The organism is Pseudomonas sp. KBW05, from assembly GCF_003852405.1.
Lineage (GTDB): Bacteria > Pseudomonadota > Gammaproteobacteria > Pseudomonadales > Pseudomonadaceae > Aquipseudomonas.
Map to the genome: position 1 here is coordinate 1 of NZ_QAJM01000048.1, position 16,156 is coordinate 16,156.

Annotated in this window: 11 protein-coding genes; 5 read left to right on the top strand and 6 right to left on the bottom strand. The window is 61.3% G+C overall.

Going from position 1 to position 16,156, the window contains the following annotated elements:
• The first annotated feature begins 165 nt into the window (after positions 1-165).
• The 3 genes from DBR46_RS28275 to DBR46_RS28285 all read left to right on the top strand — a co-directional run bounded on the left by DBR46_RS28275 (position 166) and on the right by DBR46_RS28285 (position 3,892).
• Positions 166-1,485, top strand: a complete 1,320-nt coding sequence (locus tag DBR46_RS28275; RefSeq protein WP_124529446.1) for an OprD family porin — start codon at positions 166-168, stop codon at positions 1,483-1,485.
• A 341-nt stretch (positions 1,486-1,826) separates the two neighbouring features.
• Positions 1,827-2,501, top strand: coding sequence for a heavy metal response regulator transcription factor (locus DBR46_RS28280; protein WP_017738105.1), 675 nt, complete (start codon positions 1,827-1,829; stop codon positions 2,499-2,501).
• Positions 2,498-3,892 (top strand): heavy metal sensor histidine kinase, encoded by a 1,395-nt coding sequence (locus tag DBR46_RS28285; protein WP_124529448.1) that lies wholly within the window; start codon positions 2,498-2,500, stop codon positions 3,890-3,892. The genes DBR46_RS28280 and DBR46_RS28285 overlap by 4 nt, the downstream gene beginning before the upstream one ends.
• A gap of 456 nt (positions 3,893-4,348) precedes the next feature.
• Here DBR46_RS28285 and DBR46_RS28290 read toward each other — a convergent pair whose 3' ends face one another.
• From DBR46_RS28290 to DBR46_RS28300, 3 genes are read right to left on the bottom strand one after another with little or no spacing between them, the layout of a single operon-like run.
• Complete coding sequence (locus tag DBR46_RS28290; RefSeq protein ID WP_124529450.1) at positions 4,349-7,480, bottom strand: CusA/CzcA family heavy metal efflux RND transporter; 3,132 nt, start codon at positions 7,478-7,480, stop codon at positions 4,349-4,351.
• Between the two features lie 18 nt (positions 7,481-7,498).
• A complete protein-coding gene (locus tag DBR46_RS28295) occupies positions 7,499-8,605 on the bottom strand; it encodes an efflux RND transporter periplasmic adaptor subunit (protein ID WP_124529452.1) in 1,107 nt (368 codons plus the stop codon).
• 18 nt (positions 8,606-8,623) lie between these two features.
• Positions 8,624-9,835: a TolC family protein gene (locus DBR46_RS28300; protein ID WP_124529454.1), complete on the bottom strand. Its 1,212-nt coding sequence runs from the start codon at positions 9,833-9,835 to the stop codon at positions 8,624-8,626.
• A gap of 242 nt (positions 9,836-10,077) precedes the next feature.
• Between DBR46_RS28300 and DBR46_RS28305 the strand changes: the two genes are divergently transcribed.
• Positions 10,078-11,448 (top strand): gluconate:H+ symporter, encoded by a 1,371-nt coding sequence (locus DBR46_RS28305; protein WP_124529456.1) that lies wholly within the window; start codon positions 10,078-10,080, stop codon positions 11,446-11,448.
• Between the two features lie 40 nt (positions 11,449-11,488).
• On the opposite strand, the gene DBR46_RS28310 is transcribed toward DBR46_RS28305, so the two are convergent.
• From DBR46_RS28310 to DBR46_RS28320, 3 genes are all read right to left on the bottom strand, one after another.
• Positions 11,489-11,986, bottom strand: a complete 498-nt coding sequence (locus DBR46_RS28310) for a DUF4411 family protein (protein WP_124529458.1) — start codon at positions 11,984-11,986, stop codon at positions 11,489-11,491.
• Positions 11,983-13,119 carry an XRE family transcriptional regulator gene (locus DBR46_RS28315; RefSeq protein ID WP_124529460.1) on the bottom strand — a complete coding sequence of 379 codons (1,137 nt, stop codon included), beginning with the start codon at positions 13,117-13,119 and terminating at the stop codon, positions 11,983-11,985. The genes DBR46_RS28310 and DBR46_RS28315 overlap by 4 nt, the downstream gene beginning before the upstream one ends.
• Before the next feature lie 70 nt (positions 13,120-13,189).
• Complete coding sequence (locus DBR46_RS28320; protein ID WP_124529462.1) at positions 13,190-14,494, bottom strand: MFS transporter; 1,305 nt, start codon at positions 14,492-14,494, stop codon at positions 13,190-13,192.
• 185 nt (positions 14,495-14,679) lie between these two features.
• On the opposite strand from DBR46_RS28320, the gene DBR46_RS28325 reads away from it, so the two are divergent.
• Positions 14,680-16,098, top strand: a complete 1,419-nt coding sequence (locus DBR46_RS28325) for a short-chain fatty acid transporter (RefSeq protein WP_017737125.1) — start codon at positions 14,680-14,682, stop codon at positions 16,096-16,098.
• Positions 16,099-16,156 lie beyond the last annotated feature (58 nt).

Below are 16,156 nucleotides of genomic sequence, written 5' to 3' on the forward strand. Positions count from 1 at the left end.
GGCAAGTTGATCGGAGCATCCTTAGGTGGCGGTGAAATTCCAAAATTGTAATGTGCATGCCACTTCGCTGTTATCTGTGATTTGCAACTATCAGCCCGGGCCACATCAATAAGAACGCCCACCTCATATAAGAAGCTGATCACTGCCAATACCGAGGAGCGCAACATGCACAGTGCTTATTACACCCTTCCCTTTTCATTGCTGGCCGCGCTGCCCCTGGCCGCCGTGGCCGTGGAAGACAAGCCCGAAGGTTTTATCGAAGGCAGCAGCGTGAACGTGCTGGCGCGCAATTTCTACTTCAACCGCGATGACCGCAAGGGCCAGTCCAGCCCCACCGGCAATGGCTACTCCGAAGCCTGGGCGCAGGGGTTCATTGGCAAATTCGAATCCGGCTTTACCCAAGGCACGGTCGGTTTTGGCCTGGACGCGTTTGCCATGTACGGCCTCAAGCTCGACTCGGGCACCGGCCGCAGCGGCGGCAAGGGCTCGTTCGGCGTGCTGCCGGTGGACAGCGCCAACCATCCAGAATCCGGCTACAGCAAATTCGGCGGCGCCGCAAAACTGCGCGTGCTGGACACCGTGATCAAGGCCGGTGACGTGTTCCCGCTCACACCGGTGGTGGCGTACGGCGACTCCCGACTGTTGCCGGAAAGCTTTCGTGGTGTCACCGCGCAAAACACCAGCCTGGAGGGCCTGAGCCTGCAAGGCGGACGCTTGAGCGGTATGAGCCAGCCCACCGAGAGCGGCATGGACAAAGGCTTTGCGACGTTCTATGCGGGCAAGGTCGACTCACCGTGGATCGGCTATTTCGGCGGTGACTATCAACTCAATAAGCACCTGAGCGTAAGCCTGTACAGCAGCCGCTTGAAGGACGCCTGGGACCAGTACTACTTCGGCAGCGCCGCCAACTACCCGCTGAACGATGAGGTTTCGCTGTTCGGCGACTTCAACTATTACAAGGCGGTGGATGAGGGCAAGAAACGCCTGGGTGCGTTCGACAACAGCATCTGGAGCGCCAGGCTCGGGGTGAAGATCGGCGCCCACAGCCTGGCCGTATCGCACCAGCGCAACAACGGGGACGACGACTTCGATTATCTGCGCCAGTCGGACTCGATTTTCCTCAACAACTCGATCCAGTACAGCGACTTCAACTCCCCCAAGGAGCGTTCGTGGATGGTGCGCTACGACCTGGACATGCAGCCATTCGGCATTCCCGGCCTGTCGTTCATGACCCGCTACGGCAAAGGCAGCGGCGCCGACTACAGCAACGCCAACGCGGTGTACATGCGCCGCGATGCAGCAGGCGACCCGCTCACCGATCAACGCCGTTGGGAGCGCGACATCGAAGCCAAGTACGTGGTGCAAAGTGGCAACTTGAAAGACCTGTCGCTGCGCTTGCGCCAAGCCACGGTGCGTTCCAGTGCATTCGAATCGGACCTGGAAGAAGTGCGCCTGATCGCCGAATACCCACTGGCGATTCTCTGAGTCATTACATTCGTTCGCGCTTGACTAACATCTGTTCACAACTAGCCAGTTATCAAAACTGTAATATTGGCCTCACCTTCTCGTTAAGTTGAACTTTATAGACTGGCTTCAACTTGCAACACCGAGCACATTCATCTCTGAAGCTTTTGTGTAGCTCCTTTGGAAAGAGATGGATTTTTTAACGCCCCATTGGGGCGTTTTTTTTGCGTGCTCGCTTAGTTGCGACAGAACGTCGCAGTTGACCCTGAAGTCACTTCATCCTTCAGAATTTTCCTACTCCCCCAGCAACACCCTCCATAAGGAAATGGACCCCCTTCTCTTTTCGAAAAAGGTAAATCCCCATGCGTATCCTTGTGGTTGAGGACGAGCAAAAAACCGCCGCCTATTTGCAGCAAGGCCTGACTGAAAGCGGCTACGTGGTCGATTGCGCCGCCAACGGTATCGACGGCTTGCACCTGGCCGCGCAGCACGCCTATGAATTGGTGATTCTCGACGTCAACCTGCCGGGCAAGGACGGCTGGGAAGTGCTCGAACAACTGCGCCGTAACGGCAGCCAGCGCGTGATGATGCTCACCGCCCGTGGGCGCCTGGACGACAAGATCAAGGGCCTGGACATGGGCGCCGATGATTACCTGGTCAAGCCCTTCGAGTTTCCCGAATTGCTCGCGCGGGTGCGTACGTTATTGCGGCGCAGTGAACATATCCCACAGCCAGAAGTGTTCTGCGTGTCGGACCTGGAACTCGACCCGCGCCGCCATCGGGCCTATCGCGGCACCCGCCGTATCGACCTGACTACCAAGGAGTTTGCCCTGCTCCAGGTGCTGATGCGTCAGACCGGCGAAGTGATGACCCGCACGCAGATCATTTCCCTGGTGTGGGACATGAACTTCGACTGCGACACCAATGTGGTGGAAGTCTCCATCAGCCGCCTGCGGGCCAAGGTGGATGACCAGAGCGAGGTCAAGTTGATCCACACCATTCGTGGCGTCGGCTACGTGCTGGAAGCGCGACCATGAAGAGCGGCAGCCTGTCGATGCGCCTGGGCCTGACGGTCAGCCTGATGGGCGCCGGTCTGGTGCTGCTGCTGGCCAGCCTGGCTTACCTGGCCTTGACCCATGAGCTGGAAAAACTGGCGCGCAAGGGTCTGGAAAGCAAGATGGAACAGATCCAGCACAGCCTCGCCCAGGGCCTGGACGCGCGCGACATCCGCGCGCGCCCGCACTCGCTGCTGGACCTGGTGATCGGCCACGACAACTTCTACCTGACCATCATCGGCACCGCGCCCGACGAGCGCGTTCTGCTCAGCGTCGGCGCCAAACCCCAGGTGCCGCTGCTCACCGACTACCCGCACCGGGAAACCCTCGGCTACCTCAACTGGGAAGACCGCGACGGCAACCAGGTGCTCAGCGCGTCCAGCCTGATGCGCCTGGCCAGTGGCGAGCGTGTGCGCGTGCTGCTGTCCCTGGACCGCATGGACGACCAGGCCCTGCTCAGCGCCTACCTGCGCGCCACGGTGGTGGCGTTGCCGTTGCTGCTGCTGTTGATCGGCATGGGCGCCTGGTGGCTGGTGCAGCGCGGGTTGGCACCGTTGCAACAGTTCAGCCACGTCGCCGCCCAAGTCACCACCCAGGACCTGACCCATCGCCTGGCCCTGGACAACCTGCCCCAGGAACTGCGGGAATTGGCCCAAGGCTTTAACGTGATGCTCAATCGGCTGGATGCGGGGGTGCAGCAGTTGTCGCAGTTTTCCGACGATTTGGCCCATGAAATGCGCGCGCCGCTGACCAACCTGATGGGCAAGGCCCAGGTCACGCTGTCGCGCCAGCGGCCGCCGGACGAATACAAGGCCGTGCTGGAGTCCAGCACCGAGGAGCTGGAGCGTTTGTCACGCATCGTTTCCGACATGCTGTTTCTGGCCCAGGTCAGCCACCCGGCTGCGCGCGCGTCGTTTGCGCAGGTGTCGTTGACCGATGAGGCCCAGCGGGTGATGGAGTTGTTTGCCTTGAGTGCCGAAGACAAGCAACTGACCCTGACATTGATCGGCGATGCACAGGTCCATGGTGATCGCCTGATGATCCAGCGCGCCCTTTCCAACCTGCTGTCCAACGCGATCCGCCACAGCCCACAAGGCGGGCATATTTCGCTGCTGGTGGAGACGTATGCGCAGCAGGTGTCGATCTCCATCAGCAACCCCGGCGCGGGCATTGAAGCGCGGCACCTGCCGCATCTGTTCGAACGTTTCTACCGCGCCGACAACAGCCGCGCCCGCACCGAGGGCGGCACCGGCCTGGGGCTGGCCATCGTGAAGTCGATCATGACCCTTCACCAAGGACAGGCCGAAGTGCGCAGCCCGGCGGGTGGCATTACCTCGTTTCGGTTGGTGTTTCCCCTGGTGGTGATTGGTTAAGTTTCCTGTGGGAGCTGTCGAGCTTTAGCGAGGCTGCGATAGCGGTGGGTCAGGCAATAGGGGTTTCGCCTGTGCCGCCGTCATCGCAGGCAAGCCAGCTCCCACATTTATAACGGTGTACACCTGATACAGCCTGCAAACCCAATACCCTGTGGGAGCTGTCGAGCTTTAGCGAGGCTGCGATAGCGGTGGGTCAGGCAACAGGGATGTTGTCTGTGCCGCCGCTATCGCAGCGATGCGGCGACCCGACAAGCCAGCTCCCACATTTATAACGGTGTACACCGGATACAGCCTGCAAACCCGATCCCCTGTGGCAGTTGTCGAGCTTTAGCGAGGCTGCGATGGCGGTGGGTCTGGCAACAGGGATGTTGCCTGTACCGCCGCTATCGCAGCGATGCGGCGACCCGACAAGCCAGCTCCCACACTTGATCGCATTCCAAAGAGGCTGCGCGGTGTTCACTCAGCCTCCTCCTTGCGATGCGCCCACTGATACAGCGCCGGCAGCACCAGCAAGGTCAGCAACGTCGACGAAATAATCCCGCCGATCACCACCGTTGCCAGCGGCCGCTGGACCTCGGCGCCGGTGCCGGTGGCGAGCGCCATGGGGATAAATCCGAGGGAGGCCACCAGCGCGGTCATCAACACCGGGCGCAAGCGGGTCAGCGCGCCTTCGTTGATCGCCACCGATAACGAGCGCCCTTCTTCGCGCAGGTTGCGGATGAACGCAATCATCACCAGCCCGTTGAGTACCGCCACGCCGGACAGTGCGATAAATCCCACACCCGCCGAGATCGACAGCGGAATATCCCGCAGCCACAGCGCCATGATCCCACCGGTCAACGCGAACGGAATCCCGGTAAACACCAGCAGCCCATCCTTGAGGTTGTTGAACATCATGAACAACAGCCCGAACACCAGCAACAGCGCCACCGGCACCACGATGCGCAGGCGCTCGGAGGCTTCCTTCAGCTGTTCGAACTGGCCACCCCAGGTGGTCCAATAGCCGGCCGGCACCTTCACCTTCTCGATGATTGCCGTTTCGGCTTCGTCCACAAACGAACCAATATCCCGTCCGCGTACGTTGGCACTGACGATCACCAAACGCTTGCCGTTCTCACGACTGATCTGGTTGGGGCCCAGCACCAGGTCCAGGCTGGCCACCTGGGACAACGCGATAAAACCCAACTGCCCCGCTGCGTTGCTGGGCACCGGGATCAATAGCCGCGACAACCCGTCGATATCGGTGCGCACTGCGTCGGACAAACGCACAACCATGTCAAAACGTCGGTCACCTTCGTACAACGTACCGGCCTGGCGCCCACCGACGGCGACGGCAATGGTGTCCTGCACATCGCCCACATTCAGGCCAAAACGCGCGGCCTTGTCGCGGTCGATATTGATGGTCAGCACCGGCAGGCCGGAGGTCTGTTCCACTTTCACTTCCGAGGCGCCATCGAGGCCCTTGAGGGTTTCGGCGATTTCTTCAGCGGTCTTGTTGAGCACCGCCATGTCATCCCCGAACACCTTCACCGCCACATCACTGCGCACCCCGGAAATCAGCTCGTTGAAGCGTAGTTGGATCGGCTGCGAAAGTTCGTACGCACTGCCCGGCACAATCGCACTGGCCCGCTGGATATCAGCAATCAGGCTTTCCCGGGACTTGTTCGGGTCCGGCCATTGATCCTTCGGTTTAAGCATCACGTAGCTGTCGGAAATATTCGGCGGCATCGGGTCGGAGGCAATTTCCGCAGTGCCGGTGCGGGCAAACACCCGCAGGATTTCCGGGACCTGGGCCATCAAGGTGGTTTCCAACTGCTGCTGCATCTGCACCGATTGGGTCAGGCTGGTGCCGGGTACCCGCAGGGCCTGTTGGGCGAAATCACCTTCGCTGAGGCTGGGGATAAATTCGCTGCCCATGCGGCTGGCAACCACGCCCGAGGCGATGATGGCCAGCAACACCAGGCCAAACACCAGCGGCCGACGCGCCATGACGCCATCCAGCACCGGTGCATAGATGCGACGCGCGGTACGCATCACCAGGTTTTCTTCCTCCTTGACCTTGCCGGTGACAAACAGCGCAATCGCCGCCGGCACAAAGGTGACCGACAGAATCATCGCGCCCAACAAGGCGATCACCACCGTAAAGGCCATGGGATGGAACATCTTCCCGGCCACGCCGGTGAGGGCGAAGATCGGCAGGTACACCACCATGATGATCAGTTGCCCGAAGATCAGCGCACGCCGCGCTTCCTTGGCGGCGGCAAACACTTCGTGCAGGCGCTCGCTGCGGGTCAGCAGGCGCCCGTGGCGTTGCTGTGCATGGGCCAGGCGGCGGATGGCGTTCTCGACAATCACCACCGCGCCATCGACGATAATGCCGAAGTCCAATGCGCCGAGGCTCATCAGGTTGGCGCTGACTTTGTTGGTAAACATGCCGGTAAAGGTGAACAACATCGCCAGGGGAATCACCATCGCGGTGATCAACGCCGCGCGGATATTGCCGAGGAACAGGAACAGCACCGCCACCACCAGCAACGCGCCCTCGAAGAGGTTTTTCTTCACGGTGGCGATAGCTTTTTCGACGAGGTTGGTGCGGTCATAAACTGTAATCGCGACCACGCCTGAGGGCAGCGAACGGTTGATCTCTTCAAGCTTTTTCGCCACCGCCTGGGACACGCTGCGGCTGTTCTCACCGATCAGCATGAACACCGTGCCCAGCACCACCTCACGGCCATTTTCGGTGGCCGCGCCGGTACGCATCTCACGGCCGATGTCGACTTGGGCGACGTTGCGCACACGGATCGGCGTGCCATCCGCTGTAGTGATGACGATATTGGCGATGTCGTCGATGGACGCCACCTGCCCCGGTGCGCGGATCAACAATTGTTCGCCGCTGCGCTCGATGTAACCGGCACCGACGTTGGCGTTATTGCGCTCCAGCGCGGTAACCAGGTCGTTCAACGTCAGGTTGTAGGCCGCTAACCGCTTGGGGTCCGGGGCGATCTGGTATTCCTTGGCGAAGCCGCCGATGGTATTGATCTCGGCCACGCCGGGGACGTTGCGCAGTTGCGGCTTGATGATCCAGTCCTGGATCACCCGCAGGTCGGTCGGCGTGTAGGGTGTGCCGTCGTCCTTGAGTGCGCCGTCTTCGGCCTCGACGGTCCATAGGAATATTTCCCCAAGCCCGGTGGAAATCGGCCCCATCGCCGTTTCAATGCCGGTGGGCAATTGTTCCCGCGCCACTTGCAGGCGCTCGTTGACCAGTTGGCGGGCGAAGAACAGGTCGGTGCCGTCGTTGAAGATCACAGTCACCTGGGACAACCCCGAGCGCGACAGCGAACGGGTCTGCTGCAACCCCGGCAACCCGGCCATGGCGGTTTCGATGGGAAAGGTTACGCGCTGTTCGGTTTCCAACGGCGAAAAACCCGCCGCCGCCGAGTTGATCTGCACCTGCACATTGGTGATGTCGGGCACTGCGTCGATCGGCAGTTTCTGATAGCTGGCGAGGCCGACACCGGCCATCAACAGCACTGCCAACAGCACGATGATGCGCTGCTCGATGGCGAATTGGATAAGGCGCTCAAACATGGGGAATCACTCGCAGGATCAATGGGCGTGCTCGGCCGAGCCTTTGCCCAGTTCGGACTTGAGGATGAAGCTGCCAGCCGTCGCCACTTGCGCGCCGGCGTCCAGGCCTTTTCGCACTTCGACGTAGCCGTTTTCGCTCACGCCCAGTTCCAAGTGGCGGGTGACAAAGCCGTGCTCGGTGCGCTGGAACACCGAGGGTTTGTCCTCGACGGTCTGGATCGATTCCTGAGGCACGGTGACCTTGGCCTGGAAAGTCTCGGTGGCCAGTTGCACGCTGACAAACAGGCCGGGGCGCCAGGCATCGTCGGGGTTGGGCACGCTGACGCGAACGGTGGCGGTGCGCGTCTGTTCGCCGAGCAGGTTGCCGACGTAAGCCACGGTGCCACTGACTTCGGTACCCATTTCGGTGGAGCTGACTCTCACCGGTTTACCGACGCGCACCTTGTTCAAGTCCTTGGGAAACACGCCAAAGGTCACCCACACCTGGGACAAATCCGAGAGGGTAAAGGCGTTGCTGGTTTCGCTGACCACTTCGCCGACGCCGAGGTGCTTTTCCACCACCACTCCGGCAAACGGCGCACGCAGTTCGTAGCGATTTCCACCGACCAGCACGGCACTGCCGCTCAAGGCTTTCATCTTTTGCCGGGCATTGTTCAGGGCGATTTCGGCTTCTTGCAGGGTTTGCCGCGCCAGCAGGTAGTCCTGCTCGGCGGAGATTTTGTCCTGCCACAATTGGCGCTCGCGCTGGAAGGTGGTGCGGGCCAGTTCGACCCGGCGCTCGCTGGCGGCCAGCTCGCTGCGTTGGTCGGAGATCTGCTGGCTGGCGATTACCGCCAACAGCTCACCTTTTTTCACCGCCTGGCCGAGGTTGACCTGCACCGCCTCCACCACACCCGCCGCACGCGGGACGATGTGGGAGGTACGGTCTTCGTCGAAACGCACCTCGGCCGGCAACGTCAGCAGCGTGCTGAGGGAACGCGGTTGCGCCTGGGCCAATTGAATTCCAGCGGCCTGGATCTGCTGCTCGCTGAGTTCAAGTTCGCCTTCTTCTTCATCGGCGCGGGCAAAACCCGACAGCATCAGGCTCAAGGCGACGGCGAGCGCCACGCCATATGTGTTGTGCATAGAGGACTCCAGGGAAAATCAAAACCGGGCGAGGTCGCCGTAAATCCGTTCTATACGCACCCAGGCGTCGGTGGCTTGGGCGGTGGCAACGAGGTATTGGGTGCGGGCGGCGATCAGGGTGCGCTGGGCGTCGAGCACGTCGAGGAAGTTGAACTTGCCCATCTCGAAACCACGGGTGGCGCTGTCCACCGCGCTTTGGGCGGCCGGCAGGATCTGTTGGTTGAAGGCGCGCACTTCGGTATTCGCCGTTTGCCACAGGTCCAGGGCCTGGCGGGTTTCGGTGCGCAGGCGCAGTTCGGTGGCGTTGCGCAGGTCGCGGGCCTGGTCGGCGCGGCGGCTGGCGGCGAGCACGTTGCCCTGGTTGCGGTTGAACAGCGGCAGCGGCATCGACACGCCCACCAAGTTCACCCGCTCACGCGCGCCAGCGTCGTATTGGCTGCCGATGGACACATCGAGGTCGGGAATGCGTTGGGCTTTTTCCAGGCCGACGCTGGCTTCGCTGTGCAGGATTTGCAGCTCAGCCATGCGCAGTTCAGCGGTTTGTTCAAGACGCGCCAACAACTGCGCGGCGGAAAGCTGAGGCAGGCTTTGCGTGGCGACAGTCTGAAAGGCGACAGTGGCGCTGCCGGTACTGGCGGCCAAGCGGCGATAGGCATCAGTGAGGCCCATCTGTGCGCGGTTGAATTCCAGGCGGATTTCCGACAATTGCACCTGGGCGCGGGTGGCTTCCACGGGTGAGGTTTTGCCTGCCGTCACGCGACCGTTGGCAACCACCAGTCCGCGTTCGGCCAAGGCCAAAGAACGTTGGGCCAGGTCGAGGCGTTCCTGCGCGCGCAGGGCACCGTAGTAGCTGTCGATCACATCCGCGCGCAGGGTGTTGCGGCGCTGTTCCAGAGCCAGCGCGGCGGCGTCCTGGGCGCGACTGGCCACATCGATGCGCGCGCCGCGTTTGCCGCCCAGTTCCAGGGTCTGGCTCAGTTTGATGCTGGTGGTGCGCGTGTCGCGGCGGGTGTCTTCGGCATCCACGGACAGCACCGGATTGGGGACCAGCCCGGCTTGCTGGCGACCGCCCTGGGCGATGTCGATTTCCCACTGCGCAGCGGCCAGGTCGGAGTTATTGGCGAAGGCCGTCTGCAGCGCTGAATCAAGGGTAAGGGGTTGTGCCTGGGCAGCGCTGGTGGCTACCCACAACAGCGTCGCCCCCAGAAGGTTTCTAACGGAAATTGGCATATCAAGAGTTCCACGCCCATGAAGTACAAGCGGGTGGAATGTAGCGTTCGCGACTTATCAGGGCCGTGGAGGAAAGATTACAAATCCGACAGTAATCGCTCTGGGCCGGGCGCTGAGGGCGAGCGCCGCTGATCGCACCAAAACGGCACATCAGCACTGGGCCAGCGCGGTATCAGGTATGCTTTTCGAGCAGGAAACAAAAAGAAACAATTTTCCCAACCTGTTCGATAAGGAGTCCCGTCTTGGAGTTATCGACTGCCGCGTGGATGGTTCACGACACCCGCCTCATGCTCTGCGTACTGCTGGCCATCGCCAGCATCATCGTGCTGATCAGCGCGACCAAGTTGCCGCCGTTTCTGTCAATCCTGATCGGCACCTTTATTGCCGGCGTCGGCGCCGGGCTGCCGCCGGAAGAAGTGGCCAAGGCGTTCAGCAAGGGCGCCGGGGCGATCCTCGGTGAAGCCGGGATCATCATTGCCCTGGGCTCGATGCTCGGCGCGCTGATGGCCGAATCCGGCGCGGCCGACCGTATCGCCACCACCCTGCTCGGGCTGGGCAAGGGCAAGTCGTTGCCGTGGGTGATGGCGCTGGTGGCCATGGTGATCGGCTTGCCGCTGTTCTTCGAAGTGGGCCTGGTGATGATGGTGCCGATCATCTTTGTGATGGCCAAACGTTCGAACCAGCCGCTGTTGAAAATCGCCATTCCGGCACTGGCGGGCATGACCACCCTGCACGCCCTGATGCCGCCGCACCCGGGGCCGCTGATTGCGGTGGGTGCGCTGCACGCCGACCTGGGCCTGACCATGTTGCTGGGGTTTTGTCTGGCGGTACCGGCGGTCATTCTGGCCGGGCCGATCTACGGCAACTGGCTGTCCAAGCGCCTGCACGTGGATGAACCGGCCGACATCGGTGCGCTGTTCAGCGCCCCGCCCAAGGCACCGCGCCAGCCGAGCTTTGGGGTGTCATTGCTGATCATTCTGTTGCCGGTGATTCTGATGCTCGGCAGCACCTTGGCCAAAGTCGCCATGGCACCGGAAAATCCAGTGGCGCTGACCTTGAAGTTCCTCGGCGAACCGCTGATCGCCCTCGGCCTGGCCGTGATCGCCGCCGTCATCTGCCTGGGCTGGGCCGCCGGCATGCCGCGTGCGGACGTCGGCAACACCCTGCGCAAAGCCCTCGCCCCCATCGCCGTACTGCTGCTGACCATCGGCGCCGGTGGCGGCCTCAAGCAAACCCTGCTGGACGCCGGCGTAAGCCAGACCATCAGCAAGGTCGCCGAAGGCGCCCACATGCCCTACCTGCTGCTGGCCTGGTTGATCGCCGTGGCCCTGCGCCAGGCCACCGGCTCGGCGACGGTTGCCACCACCACAACGGCGGGCATCCTTGCACCGATGATGGCGGGGTTGGCGGCGACACAAAGCTCACTGGTAGCGCTGGCGATTGGCGCGGGGTCGGTGTTCTTTTGCCATGTGAACGATGCTGGGTTCTGGATGGTGCGGGAGTATTTCGGGTTGCAGTTGAAGCAGACGATTTGGGTGTGGTCGGTACTACAAACCATCGTCTCGGTGGTTGGGCTGGTCGGTACATTGTTGCTCTGGCATTTCCTGACCTGATGGCATCGTACTGAGGGGAAGTTCGCTTCCTCTCATATCGTCACGCGTGTAAGACGAAGCGAGCATCGAGCTTGCCGAGCAGCTCAAACGTGTTCATGTAGGGCACGCCAAACAGCGAACACACGTTAGGGATCGTGAATTTGCGTTTGATGTCGAGGTTATAGACTTCATGGGTGACAACAACAGCGCCCGTTGTCATCGCCTTGGCGATCAACCAGGGATCTGCGCCCTCAAGAAACTCCTCAAAGGCTCCCGCCTTCATCACTGACGCCTGCTCTGCAATCTTTGCGACGATATGCCCAAATGCAGCCTGGGTAGGCTCATCGCTCGCATCTTCGAAGAGCTGCGTGTTGCCTTTAACCCACTCGGTCAGATCGTCATTGCCCCTGGCCAGCTCATCTCTGACCTGTACGATACTGGCAATCTCCAGCGCCTGATGCTGTTGAAGAATCCATGCCCAGTAGCCAGGGCAAATTTTCATCCCGTAATACCGGTTCTTGGCCTCGATCAGCGTATTCGAATCCAGTAGATGCTTCATGCCGATAGCTTCATCCCGTAGGCCTTCAATTTGGCAGGTTGTACACCCAGCAGCTTTCCGGCGTCTCGTAGCAAAATCCGGCCGCTTTGCGCTTCTGCCAGAACGGCCTTGCTCAACCGGGTGCTATTTCTCACTGCCGCCGTGCGGTAGTAGTCCCCTCCGCCACCGCCTTTATCTCGATACGCCTGCAGGATCCGACGGTAATAGGAGCCGTATTGATCACTGCTGATATAGCCAAGATCACGGGCACGACGAGCAATCACTAAGGCACTGACGTGAAAGAGAGCGGCCAGGGGCACCAGGTTTTCTTCCCAGCACACATCCAAAACCCAGCTCGCGCGAAAGACGAGTTCCGGCGCCAGGAATTCTCCCGCCACCGCATTGCAAAAAGCTTCTTCCTGCCGGGCACTTTGACTGCTGCCATCGGATACACCCGTGCTACCAATCCAGATATGCGCCAGTTCGTGCATCAATGTAAAAAGCCGGGCCGCAGGAGCGTCCGCGCTGTTTATGAAAACCACGGGGGCCATGGCGTTGCTGATGGCAAAGCCTCGAAACTCGCTCACATCAAGCTTGCGATGAGTATTTCCCAACGCTACGCCGCTGCGCATCACGAGAATACCGGCATCCTCCGCGCCGCTCACCAACGCCCTCACGTACTCCTCATAACCCATACGAGCAAAAGCATCCGTTACGCCGAGTACACGACGAATATCTGCAACTACATCTTCGACGGGGGAGCGGCTATTGAAACTTCCTACGAAGGACAGCGGGGAACGCTCGTGATCCTGCAAGTACTCCAAGTACCAGTCTTGCTTGCGGAGCACATCCCTGACGGTATCCAGCAAGTTCAGACTGGGCTTTTCGGAAAGCACACCACCCACAGTGCGTAGGTCTGGAATCGGAAGATGCTCTTGCGGGGGCTCCTTGAGGAAGAGAAAACCAAAAGGGATCTGTGCAACCACAGACCACTTTTGTGCCTGAGTGAACGTCGGAAGGCTTTGACCGCCTTCCCACGCCTTGATCCGCTCCGTTTTGACGGTGAGACCTTTGGCCACCTGCGCCTCAGACAACCCCGCCCGCTGGCGAGACCAGGACAGGATTGCAGGGTTGATGAAGGCAGGCTGAGTCATAAGGGATACGTGCCAGTCAGAAGTGGGCCTGACTATAGGAGTGGCCGCAAATACCCGTCAATTGATGGCCCTAGGCGTCTTTTGTAACCTCATCCAACGGATGGCGCTTGCCAAACAACGCCACACACCCCACCCCCACCGCTCCCATCACCACGCAATACCCCACGCAAATCCACGGGCTCGTGGGCATCAACGCAATCAACAACAGTGGCGTGGTGCTCGCCCACAGCGCGTAGGCAATGTTGTAGGTAAAGGAAATCCCCGACACCCGCACCGGCGCCGGGAACAGACCGACCATCACCGACGGCACCGCGCCCACCACGCCACAGCTCAACCCCGCCACGGCGTACGCCGCGCCCAGCCAGAGGCCGCCGTTGATCAGGCTGGCGTAGAGCAGCGCAATCCCCACCGGCAGCAACAGGCTGTAGACCCGTACCGCACGCCAGGCGCCGATGCGGTCTACCAGCAGGCCGGCGAGGACGCAGCCGATGTTGAGGAAGACGATGCCCAGGGCGCTCAGGGCGAAGGTGTGGCTGGGGCTCATGCCGAAGGTTTTTTGCATCATGGTCGGGGTGATGACCACGAGGACGACCACGGCGGAGGTGAGCACGCAGGTAAGGATCATCGCCGGCAGCAGCACGGCGCGGTGGTCGCGTAGCACGGTGCGCAGCGGCAGTTCGGCGGCGGCTTGGCGGCGGGCCTGCATTTCGAGGAACACTGGGGTTTCGCTGAGCCAGCGGCGCAGCCACACGCCGATCACACCGAACACGCCGCCGAGCAGGAAGGGGAAACGCCAGGCGTAGTCGAGGATCTCGGCGGCCGTGAAGATTTGCGCCAGCAGCGTGGCGGTGAGTGCGCCCAGCAGGTAGCCGAAGGTCAGGCCGGCTTGTAGGAAACCCAACGCGTAGCCACGGTGATGAACCGGTGCGTGTTCGGCGACGAAGGTCCAGGCGCTGGGGACTTCACCACCGACGGCGGCGCCTTGGAGCACGCGTAGAAACAGCAGGATCAGCGGTGCGAAATAACCGATTTGCGCGTAGGTCGGCATGATGCCGATCAGCAGGCATGGCAGCGCCATCATCAGGATGCTCAGGCTGAATACGCGTTTGCGTCCCAGGTGGTCGGCGAAGTGCGCCATCAGGATGCCGCCCAACGGGCGCGCCAGGTAGCCGGTGACGAAGATGCCGAAGCTTTGCAGCAGGCGCAGCCACTCGGGCATTTCCGGGGGGAAAAACAATTGGCTCAAGGTCAGCGCAAAAAACACGAAGATGATGAAATCGTAGATTTCCAAGGCCCCGCCCAGGGCGGCCAGGCCCAGGGTTTTGTAGTCGGAGCGGGAAAAGCGCTGCGCCTGGGGGGCAAGGGTGGCAGTCATGTAAAGGCTCGGCAGACAAACAAAATGGCGTGCAGGTTATGAGCTGGGCCGGATGATGGCAATCGCGACAGATATATTTGTTTTCCTCATGGATCGATGAAGATAACTGCATTCCCATATCAATGGCCGTAGCGGAACATGCCGGAAAATTGCCTGCCCCATAATAAATACAAGAGGAATGACTCGTGGCCGATGCTATCGAAGAAAGCCGCTATGCCCGCTTTGCCCTGCGCTGCTCCAACTTCGCCGAACGCTGGTTCCCGGATTCGTGGGTGTTTGCCGCCCTCGCCGTGATCATTGTCGCGGTGGCGACCCTGGGCATGGGCGCCGCGCCGACCGAAGCCGCCAAGGCCTTTGGCGATGGCTTCTGGAGCCTGATCCCGTTCACCATGCAAATGGCTTTTGTGGTGATCGGCGGGTATGTGGTGGCCAGTTCGCCGCCGGCGGTGAAGCTGATTGACCGGCTGGCGCGTATCCCGAAGAACGGCCGCTCGGCCGTGGCCTGGGTGGCGTTGATCTCCATGGTTGCGTCCCTGCTCAACTGGGGCTTGTCCCTGGTGTTCGGCGGCTTGCTGGTGCGGGCGCTGGCCCGGCGTACGGATTTGCGCATGGATTATCGCGCGGCCGGCGCCGCGGCCTACTTGGGCCTGGGCGCAGTGTGGGCACTGGGGCTGTCGTCATCGGCCGCGCAGTTGCAAGCCAACCCGGCGAGTTTGCCGCCGTCGATCCTGTCGATCACCGGGGTGATCCCGTTCACCGACACGATCTTCCTGTGGCAATCCGGCGTGCTGTTGCTGGCGCTGATCGTGGTGTCGCTGATCATCGCCTATGCCACCGCGCCCGGCCCGAACAGCGCGCGGGATGCCAAGGCCTGCGGCGTCGACCCGGCATTCAACCTGCCCAAGCTGCAAGCGCCAACGCGCCCCGGCGAATGGCTGGAACACAGCCCATTGCTGACCATCCTGCTGGCGCTGCTGGCGGCGGGTTGGCTGTTCCATGAGTTCTCGACCAAACCGGCGATCAGCGCGATCTCGGGGCTGAACACCTATAACTTCCTGTTCATCATGGTCGGCGCACTGCTGCACTGGCGCCCGCGCAGCTTCCTCGATGCGGTGGCGCGGGCGGTGCCGACCACCACCGGTGTGCTGATCCAGTTTCCGCTGTACGGCTCGATTGCGGCGCTGATGACCGTGGTCAAGGGCGGCGACGGCCAGACCCTGGCGCACCATATCTCGACGTTCTTTACGTCGATTGCCTCCCATGACACCTATGCGCTGCTGATGGGCGTTTATTCGGCGGTACTGGGCTTCTTTATTCCGTCGGGCGGTGGCAAGTGGATCATCGAAGCGCCGTATGTGATGCAGGTGGCCAATGACCTGCAATATCACCGGGGCTGGGCGGTGCAGATCTACAACGCGGCCGAAGCGCTGCCGAACCTGATCAACCCGTTCTATATGCTGCCGCTACTGGGTGTGCTGGGGTTGAAGGCGCGGGATTTGATCGGGTTTTCGTTTGTGCAGCTGCTGGTGCATACGCCGTTGGTGTTGTTTCTGCTGTGGGCGTTGGGGACGACGTTGAAGTATTTGCCGCCGGTGATGCCGTAACGCGGTCGATGTGGGAGCTGGCTTGCCTGCGATTGCGCAGCGTCAATCAACATAGAGG